10 protein-coding genes and 2 pseudogenes are annotated in these 15,226 nt (G+C 62.1%); 9 read left to right on the top strand and 3 right to left on the bottom strand.

Going from position 1 to position 15,226, the window contains the following annotated elements; genetic code table 11:
* Window positions 1–89: 89 nt before the first annotated feature.
* From QP994_RS09680 to QP994_RS09670, 3 genes and pseudogenes are all read left to right on the top strand, one after another.
* A pseudogene (locus tag QP994_RS09680) lies at window positions 90–929 on the top strand (MetQ/NlpA family ABC transporter substrate-binding protein).
* A pseudogene (locus QP994_RS09675) lies at window positions 929–1,702 on the top strand (methionine ABC transporter ATP-binding protein); the annotation flags it as partial. The pseudogenes QP994_RS09680 and QP994_RS09675, both read left to right, overlap by 1 nt.
* A gap of 51 nt (window positions 1,703–1,753) precedes the next feature.
* Window positions 1,754–2,440 carry a methionine ABC transporter permease gene (locus QP994_RS09670; protein ID WP_284866530.1) on the top strand — a complete coding sequence of 229 codons (687 nt, stop codon included), beginning with the start codon at window positions 1,754–1,756 and terminating at the stop codon, window positions 2,438–2,440.
* A 255-nt stretch (window positions 2,441–2,695) separates the two neighbouring features.
* Here QP994_RS09670 and QP994_RS09665 read toward each other — a convergent pair whose 3' ends face one another.
* Window positions 2,696–4,135 (bottom strand): helix-turn-helix domain-containing protein, encoded by a 1,440-nt coding sequence (locus QP994_RS09665; protein WP_284866528.1) that lies wholly within the window; start codon window positions 4,133–4,135, stop codon window positions 2,696–2,698.
* A 150-nt stretch (window positions 4,136–4,285) separates the two neighbouring features.
* On the opposite strand from QP994_RS09665, the gene gabT reads away from it, so the two are divergent.
* Genes gabT through QP994_RS09640 form a run of 5 tightly spaced genes read left to right on the top strand, consistent with a single transcriptional unit; the run spans window position 4,286 to window position 10,793 of the window.
* On the top strand, window positions 4,286–5,596 hold the full coding sequence (gabT, locus tag QP994_RS09660) for a 4-aminobutyrate--2-oxoglutarate transaminase (RefSeq protein ID WP_284856302.1): 1,311 nt from the start codon (window positions 4,286–4,288) through the stop codon (window positions 5,594–5,596).
* A 31-nt stretch (window positions 5,597–5,627) separates the two neighbouring features.
* Window positions 5,628–7,085, top strand: coding sequence for an NAD-dependent succinate-semialdehyde dehydrogenase (locus QP994_RS09655; RefSeq protein WP_284866526.1), 1,458 nt, complete (start codon window positions 5,628–5,630; stop codon window positions 7,083–7,085).
* A 38-nt stretch (window positions 7,086–7,123) separates the two neighbouring features.
* Window positions 7,124–8,362, top strand: a complete 1,239-nt coding sequence (locus tag QP994_RS09650) for a YkvI family membrane protein (protein WP_284856300.1) — start codon at window positions 7,124–7,126, stop codon at window positions 8,360–8,362.
* A 13-nt stretch (window positions 8,363–8,375) separates the two neighbouring features.
* On the top strand, window positions 8,376–9,551 hold the full coding sequence (locus QP994_RS09645) for a CaiB/BaiF CoA transferase family protein (RefSeq protein ID WP_284866524.1): 1,176 nt from the start codon (window positions 8,376–8,378) through the stop codon (window positions 9,549–9,551).
* Between the two features lie 27 nt (window positions 9,552–9,578).
* Entirely contained in the window at window positions 9,579–10,793 is a 1,215-nt protein-coding gene (locus QP994_RS09640) for an acyl-CoA dehydrogenase family protein (protein WP_284866523.1), read from the top strand.
* 159 nt (window positions 10,794–10,952) lie between these two features.
* On the opposite strand, the gene metE is transcribed toward QP994_RS09640, so the two are convergent.
* Together metE and QP994_RS09630 are read right to left on the bottom strand one after the other, a co-directional pair.
* Window positions 10,953–13,199, bottom strand: coding sequence for a 5-methyltetrahydropteroyltriglutamate--homocysteine S-methyltransferase (gene metE / locus QP994_RS09635; protein ID WP_284866521.1), 2,247 nt, complete (start codon window positions 13,197–13,199; stop codon window positions 10,953–10,955).
* 10 nt (window positions 13,200–13,209) lie between these two features.
* Entirely contained in the window at window positions 13,210–14,175 is a 966-nt protein-coding gene (locus tag QP994_RS09630; protein WP_284866519.1) for a methylenetetrahydrofolate reductase, read from the bottom strand.
* Between the two features lie 286 nt (window positions 14,176–14,461).
* Here QP994_RS09630 and QP994_RS09625 point away from each other — a divergent pair, with 286 nt between their 5' ends.
* Window positions 14,462–15,064, top strand: a complete 603-nt coding sequence (locus QP994_RS09625) for a flagellar basal body-associated FliL family protein (protein ID WP_284866517.1) — start codon at window positions 14,462–14,464, stop codon at window positions 15,062–15,064.
* The last annotated feature ends 162 nt before the right edge of the window (window positions 15,065–15,226 follow it).

Genomic DNA, 15,226 nt, shown 5'->3' with positions numbered 1-15,226 from the left:
CGCTCTGTCTTGCTTTTATATACTGCCCTGTTTAGACTCTGTGCCTATTCACAACAAACCTATTAATTCATGTGAAAGGACCTTGCTCCATGTTGAAGAAGATCACAGCGGTCACCGCAGCTGCCGCATTGTCACTCGGGCTGGTTGCCTGCGGCTCTGATGACGCGGGCTCGGACGCCGCCGGCACCGGCGATACCAAGACCATCCGCGTAGCCACCTCCCCTGGCCCATACTCGGAGCTTTTCCAGGAAGGCGTTGCCCCAATCTTGGAGAAGGAGGGCTACACCCTCGAGTACACCAACTTCACCGACCTCACCCAGGCTGACACCGCGCTGGCTGAAGGCAACGCGGACTTGAACGTTGAGCAGCACACCGCATGGCTCGAGGTTTTCAATAAGGAAAAGAACGCCGACCTGGTCTCCATCACGGAGGTTCCTACGGTTCCGGCTGGCCTGTACTCGGAGAAGCACGAGAAGCTCGAGGACGTCGCCGACGGCCAGACGGTGGGTATCCCGCTCGACGGCTCCAATAAGTCGCGCGCGATCCATGTGCTTGTCGACGCCGGTTGAATCACCCTCCGCGACGACGCCGACGAAGCCCTGCTCTCTGAGGCGGATATCGCAGAGAACCCGCACAACCTGGACATCAAGCCCATGGATTCCGCGAACCTGTCCCGCTCCCTGCCGGACCTGGATTGGGCGGTCATCCCTGGCTCCATGAGCTACTCCGCTGGCCTGGACCCGAACCTGCAGCGCTTCCAGGAGAACCTGCGCCCGGAGCTCATCCTCGTGGCTGTGACCACCGAGGGTAAGCAGGACACCCCGTGGGCCAAGGCTGTGTCTGAGGCGTACCGTTCCGAGGAGTTCAAGAAGTACTTCGACTCCCAGAACACCAACAACTACTGGTTCTTCCCGGATTCCCTGAACTAATGCCTGAAGCTATCGACGCTGTTGTATTTGACCACGTCTCCAAAACATTTGAGACCCGCAATGGTTCCTTCACCGCCCTCGACGACATTTCCTTCACGGTGCCGAAAGGCAGCGTGAGCGGCGTTGTGGGTACCTCGGGTGCCGGCAAGTCCACGCTGATTCGCACGGTCAATGGGTTGGAAACGCCCACCTCGGGTTCCGTCACTGTGCTTGGCCGCGAGCCGGCCACGCTCAGTCCAGCGGAGCTGCGGGGTTTGCGGCGTGATGTGGGCATGGTCTTCCAAAGCAGCAATCTCTTAGAAACCAAGACGGTGGCGGAGAATGTGGGGACGCCGTTGAGGTTGCTGAAAGCGTCGAAAAGCGAAATTGAACGCCGCACCGCAGACGTGCTGGAGATGGTCGGCCTGGCTGACCGCGCGGACCATAAACCGCGCCAACTGTCCGGCGGGCAACGACAGCGCGTGGGCATCGCTCGTGCGCTCATCACGGATCCGACCGTGCTGCTTTGCGACGAACCCACCTCCGCCCTCGACCCCATCACCACCAACCAGATCCTTGATTTGCTGAGCAACATCAATAAGGAACTGGGCGTGACCATCCTCATCATCACCCACCAGATCGACGTGATCGCGCGTCTGGCTGATGATGTGGCAGTACTTTCTGAGGGCCGCCTGGTTGAATACGGGCCGGTCGCACACGTTTTTACCAACCCGCAACACGAACTGACCAGGAAATTCGTCGACACCGTCATCCCGCCTGCACTCGACCCTGATGCGCGTGAAGCGCTCGCGCGTGCCCTGGTGAAGAACTACGAGGTGTAACAGATGAACCAGCTCAATTCATGGTGGCGCGACACCACCGGATCCCGCGTCACACCAGAGATGTACGTCAACTCCTTCGGCGAAACCCTGTACATGGTGGGCACCTCCCTGTTCATCGGTGCGCTGCTGGGCATTCCGCTGGCGCTCGCGCTGGTGATCACCCGGCCCGGTGGCCTCAAACCCAGCCAGGCGGTTTACGGCGTGCTGAACGTGATGGTGAACATCATCCGCTCCCTGCCGTTTATCATCCTGCTGGTGGCCATCTCCCCGTTCACCCGCGTTATCGCTGGTACCGCCATCGGCACGACTGCCGCGTTGGTGCCACTGACCTTATATATTGCGCCGTTCATCGCCCGGCTCATCGAGCAATCCCTCCTCGAAGTCAACCCGGGCATCACCGAAGCAGCCAATTCCATGGGCGCGACCCTCTTCCAAACCATCCGCTACTTCCTGCTGCCCGAGGCCAAGTCCTCCATCATCCTGGCCATTACCACCGCCACCATCGGACTCATCTCCGCCACCGCAATGGCCGGCACCATCGGCGGCGGCGGTGTCGGCGACCTGGCCATTTCCTACGGCTACCAGCAGTTCGATTCCATCGCGATGCTGATGACCGTGATCATCCTGATCATCATCGTCCAAGCCATCCAGTCCTTGGGCAACACCCTCGCCCGACGGGCACGGGCCTAGGGTTCCGCCAAGGTTCTCGGCCGGGTTCGAGATATCTGACCACGCGCCGAAACCCCGTTTCCTGAAATGCCAGGTCACGGGGTTTTCGCGTTTTTGGGGTGCGGGCGGGGTGTCATATTTCTCGGATGAGAGGTCCGAGCCCCAGGGGTGCGGTTTGACTATCGCGGCGCGCGCGGCGCAAAACACCAGGTCGCGGATCGGGCTTCGGCACGATAGTCAAACTGGAGTATCGGGCGGACGTTAAGGGCCGTAGCACTACCCATCGAACGCCGTCATGGCCAAGTAGGCCTCCGAGAAATGCGCGGGGTTGTCCAGGCTGATCTCGCATAGGTTCTGGATTTTCTCGATACGGGTGCGCACGGTGTGCCGATGCACGCCGAGGGCGTCGGCGGTGTTGGCCAGCTGGGCGCTGTGGCGGAGAAAAACGGCGAGGGTTTTCTCCAGGTCAGTGCCGTGGGTGGCATCGTGTCTGGCTAGGCGGCCAAAGATTTCTTCGCGGCGGGCGGCCAGTGCTTGGGTCACAGCGGGCTCATGGAGCCACGGCAGCGTGGAGTCATTGGTGTAGGAAACATCCCCAGGGCGGAGGGTGCGGGTGCGAGCTTCGAGCTGATCCACGTGTTCAGGGGTGAGGCCGGCAAGGACCACGGGACTGCCCGCGGCAACGCGCACACGAGAGCGGTGTTCACCGAGGTCATCGAGCACATTGCGGACATTGACTTCGGGGCGGACAACCAGGAGGAATGCTGTTTCAGTCAGGTGTAGGGCGTGGAGCAGTTGATCGCGTTTGTGGGCCTGCCGGTCGAGGGTGCCTAGGACTGTGTGCATGGCCCGCCGCGATTGGGTAGCGATGACAATCGGGCGGGCAAAACCATCAGCGTCCACGGGGGCGTCGACGCTGTCGGCATAGAGCTCCTCAGCGTCCTTAATGCCCAGTTGGATGCGTAGCGCATAAGAGTTGATCTGGTTGTGTACCCGCCGGAGTTGGGCTGGCCGGGAAAGCAGTGCTGCTGCCAGTCCGGCGTAGTGGCGGATGAGTGAGCGGTTCTCCCCCGTGATCACGCGCGTGGAGGTGACGTCCACGGTGTAGGGCTGTTGGGTCTCGGAGCTGATTTTGTATGTGGTGGCGTAGGTCTTTTTCATCGCGTTGTAGCTGCGGGCTACTTGTTCGGCGATGGTGCGGCCGTTCGCGTCGGAAATTGCTACGCGAGCTTCGAGGGACTCCGCAACGTCGCGGGTGAGCGCTTTCATGTCGCCGGAAATGGCGGTGCGGGTGAGTTTTTCCTGCGCCTGCAAGAGTTGCTGTTGGGCGTAGGCGCGTTGGTGTTGTTCGGCGGTGGAGCGGCGGTGTTGTTCTTCGTAGACAGCGCTGACAATGCGCGAAAACGGCACGGGGCGTGACACTTCGTACAGGCCAATGTTGTGTTTCCGGGCGCTGTCGATGACGGGTTGGGGAACGGTATCAAAGACATCGCTGATGCCAAAGCCCACGGCCACGGCACCTTGTTCGGCGAGGTGCGCGATGTAGGTAGGGAGCTCCTCGGCACGGTCACGGAAGGCGGCGCCGACGGTGAGCACGAAGGATTCGGGCTGGATGAAGTGCTCGGGGGCTTCCAGCTCGTTGGTTTGTACGACGGAGAAGCTGGTGGTGCGTGCGGAGACAATTTCGGTGACGCCGAGGTGAGAATTTTTGGTCAAAAAACTAAAAGGAAACATCCCACAATCTCCATCGTGTACAAGTTTGGTCTTGTTTTTCGCCACACTGTACATGACGGACATCACCTTCTTCCCCACATACTGGTTCGGCAACACTAAGTCCACTAAGTCCTCAGTACAGAAGGAGTGATCATGCAAGACCTCACCTACCGCCTCCCGCAGAAGCGCACCATCACGAGCGCACCCACGGAGGGGGACAATGCCCACCTGGACGCGCGTCGCGGGCACGCTGTCGCGCGGGCATTGGTGCCCGGCCTTCCGCGTTACATCGTGGATGGTGATGGCGGGGTGCTTATCGACGTCGACGGGAACTCCCTCATCGACTTCGCCTCCGGCATCGCCGTGACCTCGGTAGGTGTGTCCAATCCGCGCGTGACCGCTGCTATCACAGAGGCGGCTCAGAAGTTCACCCACACCTGCTTCCTGGTCACCGGCTACGAAGGTTTCATCGACGTGTGCGAGAAGCTCAATGAGCTGACCCCGGGCGACTTCCCGAAGAAGACTGCGCTGTTCAACTCCGGTGCGGAGGCCGTGGAGAATGCGGTGAAAATCGCCCGCGCGCACACCGGCAAATTCGCCGTGGCCACGTTTGATAATGCCTACCACGGCCGTACGAACTTCACGCTTGCCATGACGGCCAAGAACAAGCCGTACAAGACTGGCTTTGGCCCGTTCGCCTCCGATGTTCACCGGCTGCCCATGTCCTACCCGCTGCGTGATGGCCTGTCCGGCCAGGAGGCAGCTGACCGCGCGATCCGCGTGCTGGAGGGTCAGATCGGTGTGGAGAACCTAGCGTGCGTGGTCCTGGAAACCATTCAAGGCGAGGGCGGCTTCATTGAGCCGGCGGAGGGCTTCATCCCGGCCATCCTGAAGTGGTGCCGCGAGAACAACGTGGTCTTCGTGGCCGATGAGATCCAGGCAGGCCTGGCCCGCACCGGCGAGATGTTCGCCTGCAACCACGAGGGTGTGGAGCCGGACCTGATCACCTCCGCCAAGGCGCTTGCGGACGGCATGCCCCTGTCCGCTGTGACCGGCCGCGCCGAGATCATGGATGCTCCTGGCCCCGGCGCGCTGGGTGGCACGTACGCCGGAAACCCGCTGGCCTGTGCGGCAGCGATGGCTGTGTTTGAGGAGATCGAGGAGAACGATCTGTGTGGTCGCGCCCGCGAGATTGAGGCCATCATCCGCACCCACCTCGAGCCACTGCTGGCATATGAGGAGGTCAAGGATGTGCGTGGCCGTGGCGCCATGATGGCCATTGAGTTGGATACGGCAGAGCGCACCGCAGCTGTGGCTAACGCCTGCCGGGAGCAGGGTGTGATCACCCTGACCTGTGGTGTTGATGGGAATGTCATCCGTCTTCTGCCACCGCTGGTGATCCCGGAGGCGCTGTTGAACGAGGGGTTGGAGATCCTCGTGGCCGCGTTGAAGAACACCTTCTAGCCACTGCGTACACCCAAGGAGTGACACGATTATGAGCTTGTTCAAAGATCCTCAGCTGCCCACCGATCTGCCGCTGGATCCCCGTGCAGATACCTCCGCACGCCGTGAGCATTTTGATGTAGTGAACCCTGCCACGGAAAAAACCATTGCGCACGTGGTGAACACGGAGGCGGAGGATTGGCTTGGGGCGCTTGCTCGGGCCGTCGAAACGCAAAAAGCCTACGTTGCGTTCACGCCGCGGAAGAAGGCGGACATTTGCCACGCGATCTACAAGGAGATCATGGCGCGCCAGGAAGAATTCGCGCGCACGATGACCCTGGAGATGGGCAAGCCGCTCATTGAGGCACGTGGTGAGACAGCGAATACGGCGGATTATTTCCGCTGGTTCGGCGAGGAGGCCGTGCGTATCCCGGGCCGCTACGCGCAGTCCCCGGCAGGTGCTGGTGACATTGTGGTGACGCGCACCCCGGTAGGCCCGGTGCTGGCCATCACTCCGTGGAATTTCCCGCTGGCTATGGGCGCGCGCAAGATCGCCCCGGCGCTGGCTGCTGGTTGCCCGGTGCTGGTGAAGCCCGCCGCGGAGACTCCGCTGTCCATGCTGTTGCTGGGCCAGGTTATCGCTGATGTGCTGGAGCGTTTGAGCGCCCCGCGGGACCTCATCCAAATCCTTCCCACCACCCACGCCGCGGAGCTGTCCGAGACGTTGATGGCGGATGCCCGCCTGCGCAAGATCACCTTCACCGGTTCCACCGCAGTGGGCAAGATCCTCATGCGGCAGTCCGCGCAGAACCTGCAGCGCGCATCGATGGAGTTGGGGGGCAACGCCCCCTTCGTGGTAGCGGAAGACGCGGACATGGAGCTCGCACTCAGCTGCGCTATGCAGGCGAAACTCCGCAACGGCGGTGAGGTGTGCGTGGCAGCCAACCGCTTCCTCGTGCACGAATCCATTGCCAGTGAGTTCACGCAGCGCCTGACCGAAAAGATGGACAAGGTGGTCATGGGCAACGGCCTGGAAGAGGGCACGACCTTGGGCCCCATGATCACCGCCGCGCAGCGTGAACGCATCCATGCGCTGGTCACCGAAACGGTGGAGGCCGGCGCCACCGTCCACCGTGGCGGCGAAGTGCCGGAGCAGACCGGGTACTTCTACCCGCCGACCGTGCTGAGTGGCATCCCAGCGGATGCACGCATCCTGCGCGAGGAGATCTTCGGCCCGGTAGCCACCGTGAGCACCTTCAGCACTCTGGATGAGGCGATTGAGAAAGCCAACGATACCGAGTTTGGTTTGGCGTCCTACGCCTTCTCCGAGAACGTGCACACATGCCAACGCTTTGCCAAGGAACTCGCCGCCGGAATGGTGGGTATCAACCGCGGCATGATCACCGATATTGCCGCCCCGTTTGGTGGCATCAAGCAGTCCGGCTTCGGGCGCGAAGGGGGTATCGAAGGCATCGAGGAATACCTGGACATCCGCTACATCGGCTCCTAACCCCTGCTCACCACCAACCCACAGAAAGGGCCACACCCATGAAACTCAGAGTGTTTGAGATTGCAATGGCCTTCGTCGGCGTTCTAGTCGGCGCAAGCTTTGCCTCCGGACGTGAATCGCTCCAGTACTTCGTTGCTTTTGGTAACTGGGGTCTGCTCGGTGCATTCATCACCTCACTCGCACTGACCCTCACCGGTTTTGCCATGCTTCAGCTGGGCAGTTACCACCGGGCGAAGGAACACACGAGTGTGTTTGACGCTATCTCCGGGCCAATCGTGTCCAAGATCCTTGATGCCGCGACCCTGGTGTGCTTGTTCTGCATCGGCTTCGCCATGTTCGCCGGTGCGGGCGCGAACCTGAACCAGCAGTTCGGTTGGCCGGTCTGGGTCGGCGCGACCATCATGCTCATGCTGGTTCTGCTCACTGGTCTGCTGGACGTGGACAAGGTGACGGTGGCCATTGGTGCGATTACGCCGCTGATCATCGTCATGATCGCCATTGCCACCATCTGGACCATCGCCACCGCAGAGCCGGACTTTTCCACCCTGCACGAGCAGGCAACACAGATTCCTACCACCCTGCCTAACTGGTGGGTAGCTGCCATTAACAGTATTGGTCTGCAGATCATCGTCGGTGTGTCCATGGCCATCGTCATCGGCGGCAACCTCTTTGACCCGCGTGAAGCGGGATGGGGTGGCCTGGCCGGCGGTGCTTGCTTCCTGCTCCTGCTGGCCATGTTGGTCACCTCCCTGTACCTCAGCGTGGACACCGTCCAGGACAATGAGATGCCCACGCAGGCCATGATCACCGCGATCAACCCAGCGCTCGGCCTGGTCATGACGTTTGCCATCTACGGCATGATCTACAACACCGCGATCGGCATGTTCTACGCCTTTGGCAAGCGCCTAGCCCGCAACAAGCCGAAGAACTTCTACCCCATCTACGTGGCCACCGTGCTCATCGGTTTCGTGCTCAGCTTCATCGGCTTCAGCAACCTCATCGGCTGGGTGTACCCGATCCTGGGCTACATGGGTCTGCTCATCATGGTCATCATCGGTTGGGCGTGGTGGACTCACCGGCACGAGTTGAAGAAGGAGATCTCCCTGCGCAGGGAAGCACGGAGGCTTTTGTTCTGGCACGGCAGCGCCGAAGCCGTACCGGATTCTCAGTGGAACATGCTGCAAGACTCCGCCCGGCGCTCCAATATTGAGGATGACAAGTTCATCGAAGAGTTGGAGCAGGCAACCCAAGCCGCGAAAGACACCAAGAAGAACTAGGTAAGGACAACATATGGCACTCCAACAACCACAAGGTGGCCCGCTGCAGGGCATTGTTGTGGCGGATTTCTCCCGCGTCCTTGCGGGCCCGTACGCCACGATGCTGCTCGCGGACTTGGGCGCCACCGTGATCAAGGTCGAAGGACCAACCGGCGATGACACGCGCCATTGGGTTCCGCCGAAGCGCGGCGACGTGGGCACGTACTACCTGTCCATCAACCGCAACAAGAATTCCATCAAACTCGACCTGAAAAACCCGGATGACCTGGAAACGGCGTACGCGATCATTGACCGTGCGGACGTGCTCATCGATAACTTCCGGGTGGGCAGTTTGGATAAGTTCGGGCTGGACCCGGAGAGCGTCGAAAAGCGATGGCCTGATTTGATCCACGCGAAAATCACGGGCTTCGGCTCGCGCGCTGGCTCGCAGCTTCCGGGATATGACATGCTCATTCAGGCATCGAGTGGATTCATGTCCATGACGGGTTCGCCTGATGGGCCGCCGCAAAAAGCAGGTTATGCATTTATCGACGTCCTCACCGGCCTCCACACCACCGTCGGCATCCTCGCCTCCCTGCTGCGACGCGAACGCTTCGGCGGAGGCGGCGAAACAATCCGCACGAACCTGCTGTCCGCGGCACTGTCCTCCATGGTCAACATGAGCTCCGCCGCCGTCGCATCCGACGCGGAGATGACCCGCACGGGCAACGACCACCCGTCGATCTTCCCGTACGGCCCCTTCCCCGCCAAAGACCGCGAACTGGTCATCGCCGTGGGCAACAACAAGCAATTCGGAGTGTTCGCCGAAGGCCTCGGCGCGCCCGAACTCGCCAGCGACCCCCGCTTTGCCACCAACGAACAACGCAACACCAACCGCGAGGAACTGCGCCCGATCCTGCACGAACTGCTCGCCGCGAAGGACGCGCAGGAATGGATCGACCTGTTCCGCGCCAATGGCCTTCCCATCGCCCCGATCCTCACCGTGCGCGAAGCCGTGCACTTTGCCGACGAACTGGAACTGGAACCCGTGGTGACAATCCCCACCAAAGACGGCAGCGACGAAATCCCCTTCGTATCCAACCCACTGGACATGAGCTCCGGCGCAATCCAATACACCAAGGCCGCGCCGGGCCTCGACGAAGACCGCGACGATGTCCTCGACTGGATTGCCAACACCCCCGCCAAATAACCCCCCTCATTCTCGAAAGGACCCATCATGACTTTTGCAACCGACCTGCTCAACTTCGACAGCCTCCTCTCCCCCGACGAGATCGCATGGCGTGACGACGTCCGCGCCTTCGTCGAAAGCGAAATCAAACCCCACGTTGGCCAGTGGTACGAAGACGCACACGTCCCCTTCGAACTGATCCCCCGCTTCGCTGAGAAAGGCATGATCGGTGCCCACCTCTCCGGCTACGGCTGCCCTGGCCGCTCCGCCGTCGACTACGGCCTGGCCATGCTCGAAGTCGAAGCCGCAGACTCAGGCCTGCGCACCATCTTCTCCGTCCTCGGCTCCCTGGCCATGACCTCCATCCACCTCCACGGCACCGAAGAGCAGAAGGAAAAGTACCTGCCCAAGATGGCCGCCGCGGAACTGCTCGGCGCTTTTGGTCTGACCGAACCCACGGCTGGTTCCGACCCCGCCTCCATGACCACCCGCGCCACCTACAAGCCGGGAGAAGGCTGGGTCCTCAACGGCGAGAAGCGCTGGATCGGCCTGTCCCACTACGCCGACCTGACCATCATCTGGGCCAAGGTTTCCACCGCTGACCTCGCTGCTGCTGGCCTCGACGGAATCCCAGAGGACCGCGAAGAAACCGTGGCTGGCTTCATCGTGGAAAAGGGCACCCCCGGCTTCAACCCGCAGCAGATCGACCGCAAGCTGTCCATGCGCGTGTCCACCCAGGCACACATCTACCTGGAGAACGCCCTGGTTGGGGAGGACAAGATCCTCGCCGGCCGCTTCGGCCTCAAGGCTCCGCTCATGTGCCTCAACGAGGCGCGCTACGGCATCGGCTGGGGTGTCCTGGGTGCTGCGCGTGACTCCATCGAATGCGCACTGGCCTACGCCAAGGAGCGCACCCAGTTTGGCAAGCCCATCGCCGGCTTCCAGCTCACCCAAAAGAAGCTGGTAGACATGGCAATCGGCCTGAACCAGGGTTACCTCCTGGCCCTCCACGTTGGCCGCCAGAAGGATGCCGGCACCCTGGACATCTCCCAGATTTCCGTGGCCAAGCTGCAGAACACCCGCGTTGCCATTGAAATCGCCCGCGAAGCCCGCACCATCCTCGGTGGCAACGGCATTCAGCACGAGCACTCCCCCATCCGCCACGCCGCGAACCTCGAGTCCGTGCGCACCTACGAAGGCACCGATGAGATGCACACCCTCATCCTCGGCCAGAAGATGACCGGTCTGAGCGCCTTCGCCTAAGCGCCGTCGCGCCGGTTTCGAGAAATCTGACCACGCGCGAAAACCCCGTTTCCTGAAATGCCAGGTCACGGGGTTTCGCGATTTTGGGGCGCGAGCGGGGTGTCAGATTTCTCGGATGGGCCCTCTGGGGCTCAGGGCTTAAGGCTTAAGGCTTAAGGCTTAGAGCCCTGCCACGACCTCGTCGCGGGCGGCGACCATGTTGATCAGGGACGGCTCGACCTCGGCGTAGCCGCGGGTCTTCAGGCCACAGTCCGGGTTGACCCAGAGACGGTCAGCCGGGACGTTGACCAGGGCGGCCTTGATCAGCTCGACCATCTCGTCCTTGGATGGGACGCGCGGGGAGTGGATGTCCCACACGCCGGGGCCGATTTCAGAGTGGAAGGTCTCGTCGATGTCCTCAAGCAGTTCCATCTTGGAACGTGCGGCCTCGATGGAGGTGACGTCGGCGTCCAGGCCGGCGACGGCGTCGATGATCTGGCCGAACTCGGAGTAGCAGAGGTGGGTGTGGATCTGCGTGGTCGGCTCAGCCTGCAAGGAGACCAGGCGGAAGGCACGGACGGCCCAGTCGAGGTAGGACGGGCGGTCCTCCTCGCGCAGTGGGAGGAGCTCGCGAAGTGCGGGCTCGTCGATCTGGATGACCTTGATGCCGGCCTTCTCCAGGTCAGCGACCTCGTCAGCCAGGGCAACACCGATTTGGTCGGCGGAGACGCTCAACGGGACGTCGTCACGCTTGAAGGACCAGGCCAGAATGGTCACTGGGCCGGTGAGCATGCCCTTGACCGGCTTGTCGGACAGGGACTGTGCGTAGGCGGACCACTCGGTGGTCATGGCCTTGGGGCGGGAGACGTCGCCAACAACGATTGGCGGACGGGTGCAGCGGGAGCCGTAGGACTGGACCCAGCCGTTTTCGGTGACGACGAAGCCGTCGAGAAGCTCGGCGAAGTACTGCACCATGTCGTTGCGCTCTGGCTCGCCGTGAACGAGGACGTCGAGGCCGAGGCGCTCCTGCAGCTCGATGACGTTCTTGACTTCCTGCTTGAGGGCCTCGTTGTACTGCTCATCGGTGAGCTCACCGGAGCGGTGGTCGGCGCGGGCCTTGCGGATCTCGTTGGTCTGCGGGAAGGAGCCGATCGTGGTGGTAGGCAGAAGCGGCAGGCCAAGGGCCTTCTGTGCTTCCTGGCGCTGCGCGAACTCCGGCTGGCGCTGGACCTGGCCGGCAGGCAGGGCGTCGACGCGCTCAACAACAGCGGCGTTGTGGATGCGGGTGGACTCAGCGCGGGTGCGTGCGGCGCGGTCGGAACGGCCGAAGGCCTCTGGGGCCTCGGACTCGCCGGCGACGAGGGCCTTGATCTCCTCGATCTTCTCATCAGCAAAGGAGAGCCACGGTGCAACTTCAACCGGGAGGTTCTTCTCGGCGTTGAGGGTGTGCGGCACGTGCTGGAGGGAGGTGGAGGTGGACACGGATGTGGCGCCCAGCTCGGACAGGATCGCGGCCTTGTCGCGGAGGTTGGCGGCCCAGACGTTGCGGCCGTCGATAAGTCCGGCGACAAGCGTGGTGTCCTTGCCGGCGAAGGCAGCGGCGACGCGGGCTGGGTAGTCAGCGTCAGCGTCGAGGGTCCACGGGGACAGGTCTACGTGGACAGCGTCCGGTGCAACAGCGGCCAGGGCGTCGAGGCCCTTGCGTGCGGAGCCGTACGGGGTGGTCACGTAGACCTTCGGGCGGTTCTCCGCGGCCAGCAGACGGGACCATGCCTGCTCGGTGTACTTGGCCAGCTCTGCGTCCGGAGTGGACAGGTCAGCGACCAGTGCCGGCTCAGCGACCTGGACCCACTCGACGCCGGCGTCCTTCAAAGCAGCGAAAACAGCAGCGTATGCATCTACCAGGGAGTCCAGCAGGGACCACTCGACCGGCTTAGACAGGGCGAGCAGGGTAACCGGACCGACAAGCGCCGGGCGGACCTTGTGGCCAGCCTCGCGGGCCTCCTCAACCAGCCGAAGCACGCGCTCCGGCGCCGGCGTAATCGCCTGATCAGCCTCAACCTCCGGCACGAGGTAGTGGTAGTTGGTGTCAAACCACTTGGTCATCTCCAGTGGCACGCGGGTGTCGTTGCCGCGGGCCAGCGCAAATTCCTCGTCGAGGTCAGTGCCACCGGCAATCAGACCGACGGTCAGGCCGGTCTCGAGGACCTGGTCGTAGTACGCCACGTCAGCGGGGATGGCGTAGTCCTCGGTCAGGCCGAGGTCGCGCAGGTGGTTGTAGGTGTCAATGCGCAGGGCGCGGGTGGTGGTGCGGAACGTATCAGCGTCGATACGCCCAGCCCAGTAGGACTCGAGTGCGTGCTTGAGTTCGCGGTTCGCGCCGATGCGAGGGTAGCCCTCGATGGTGGCCTTGGGGAAGGTGGTCACTGTTTCTCCTTTAGTTTTTCACTTTGGGTTCTATGCCGAGCCGTGACAGCAGGTCTTGTGTCACTGCGAGGTTGTTGTGGGTGTAGATGTGGAGGCCGCCCACGCCGGCGTCGAGAAGCTTTGCGGCGAGTTCGACGGTGAGCTCCATGCCGGCCTCGTATTCGTCTTCAGCGTTTTTTAGCTTTTCGACGACCCTTTCCGGCACCTCAATCCCCGACAGCACGCCCATGCGCTGAGCCCTTTTCAGGCTGGTCATAGGCATGATGCCGGGGATCAGGGGGATTCTTACGCCCGCCATCCGGGATTGCTCCACGAAGCGGAGGTAGTCCTCTGCCTCGAAAAAGAGCTGGGTGATGGCAAAGTCCGCGCCGAGACGCTGCTTGGACAGCAGGACGTCCAGGTCCAGGTCTGGGGTAGCGGACTCGGCGTGGCCGGAAGGGTAGCACGCCACAGAGAGGGCGAGTTTGCCGGCGGCGAGGCGGTACGCGTTTTCGTCCTCGATGTCCTGGATGAGGGTGAGGAGTTGGGTGGCGTACTGCAGGTAGCCGTCTGGCAGGCTGGTTTCGCCTTCGGGCAGGTCCCCGCGCAGGGCGAGGAAACCGCGCACGCCGGAGTTGATCAGGCGGCGAATCCAGTCCGCGAGTTCCTCCTCGGTGCCGGCGGTGCAGGCGAGGTGCGCGATGGTGCGCAGGTTGGTCTGCGCGTTGAGGCGGGCGATGAAGTCGGCGGTGCCCTCCAACCAGCCGGAGCGGTGGGAGCTGGTCACGGCGACATAGTCCGGCTCATAGGCGTTGAGCCCCGCGATGAGGTCGTTGAGTTTCGCCTCGTCTGCGTCATGCCGCGGCGGGATGAGCTCGAAGCTCAGTGCGGTGCCGGCACGGCGTGTGCGCTCGGTGGGCAACGTTTCAGCTGCTTCGTCGAGGGGGTCCAAAGGCGCGGATGCAGACAGCCTCGACGAGAAATGTCCTTCAGTCAACGAAGGAGTCCTTTCGGCTCGTCGATGAGTAATAAATTCTGGCTGGGCTCAGCGCGTGAATGTTTGTGAATCTAGTGGGATGGGTTTCAACCGGCCAAGATCTACCCCTCCCCCGTCCCGCATCGGTGCAGGCCATCGGCGATTCTGACATGAATATAATTCGCGGTTTGGCGCGCGAAATGAACCGCTCGGTCCACTTTTTGCGACAACTTTGGCACCGCTCTGTCCCCCGCCATTTTTCATTAGGGTGGTAGGCACACAACCGATTGAAAGGTGAACCCCCGGCATGAATCTTCGCACTCTTGGTATGGCATACAAGGCAGCGTCCTTCCTCTACGGCCGCTACCGCGACATGAATGATGAGCAGCAGCGCGACGTGTATGATGCGATGCGCGCCCTGGCCCGCCCGGCCAGTACAAATGAGAAGGGTGAGCCTTTCGACGCAGCCCGCCTCCAAGCCGGCGCTCTCACCCGCGTGGCCCATGACCGTTTGGATGCCCGCCGCGCCCAATTCCACAAGGAACAGCAGGAGAAGGAAGCGCGGAAGGCAGCGGAGAAGCTGGCCAAGAAGCAGAGGAAGAAGGAAAAGAAGGGCAACGTCGGTCGCGCTGTTGGCGTGCTGGGTCTGCTCGCCGGTATCGCCGGGGCGGTGTGGTTCTTCCTCTTCCGGGAGGACACACCAGCAGCTGCGCCCACGAAGTCCGCAGCACCCAAGGCGCCGGCACCCATGACCACCCGTGACCGCCTCGGCGCCGACCACGGCCCGCTCAGCGAGGACCCCGCGGAGCGCGATGAGGAGCTGCTGGCCAGCATCGATGAGCAACTGTCCAGCCTGGATGCCCTGGCGGATGATCAGCGTGAAAGCACGCAGCCTCGCAACAACATGTAGCTAGCCAACATCTAGTCCGCGTTTGTGATGTCTAGGGACTTTTTGGACACGGAGTCCAGGAGGTTTTTGGACGGGATGTCTAGTAGCTTTTTGGACGGTTACGGCGGTGGAATAGCCGGATGGCTATTCCATTGCATAAGCGCAGAAAGATCGCAGATTTCG

This window comes from Corynebacterium sp. MSK044 (genome assembly GCF_030232825.1).
Taxonomy (GTDB): Bacteria; Actinomycetota; Actinomycetes; order Mycobacteriales; family Mycobacteriaceae; genus Corynebacterium.
This window is presented reverse-complemented; position numbering and strand designations above follow the sequence as displayed.

What these genes read in the sequence shown, in the direction of transcription:
- QP994_RS09670 (WP_284866530.1), top strand. Translation starts at nt 1,754, where the DNA reads ATGAACCAGCTCAATTCATGGTGGCGCGACACCACCGGATCCCGCGTC.
- gabT (WP_284856302.1), top strand. Translation starts at nt 4,286, where the DNA reads ATGCAAGACCTCACCTACCGCCTCCCGCAGAAGCGCACCATCACGAGC.
- QP994_RS09655 (WP_284866526.1), top strand. Translation starts at nt 5,628, where the DNA reads ATGAGCTTGTTCAAAGATCCTCAGCTGCCCACCGATCTGCCGCTGGAT.
- QP994_RS09650 (WP_284856300.1), top strand. Translation starts at nt 7,124, where the DNA reads ATGAAACTCAGAGTGTTTGAGATTGCAATGGCCTTCGTCGGCGTTCTA.
- QP994_RS09645 (WP_284866524.1), top strand. Translation starts at nt 8,376, where the DNA reads ATGGCACTCCAACAACCACAAGGTGGCCCGCTGCAGGGCATTGTTGTG.
- QP994_RS09640 (WP_284866523.1), top strand. Translation starts at nt 9,579, where the DNA reads ATGACTTTTGCAACCGACCTGCTCAACTTCGACAGCCTCCTCTCCCCC.
- QP994_RS09625 (WP_284866517.1), top strand. Translation starts at nt 14,462, where the DNA reads ATGAATCTTCGCACTCTTGGTATGGCATACAAGGCAGCGTCCTTCCTC.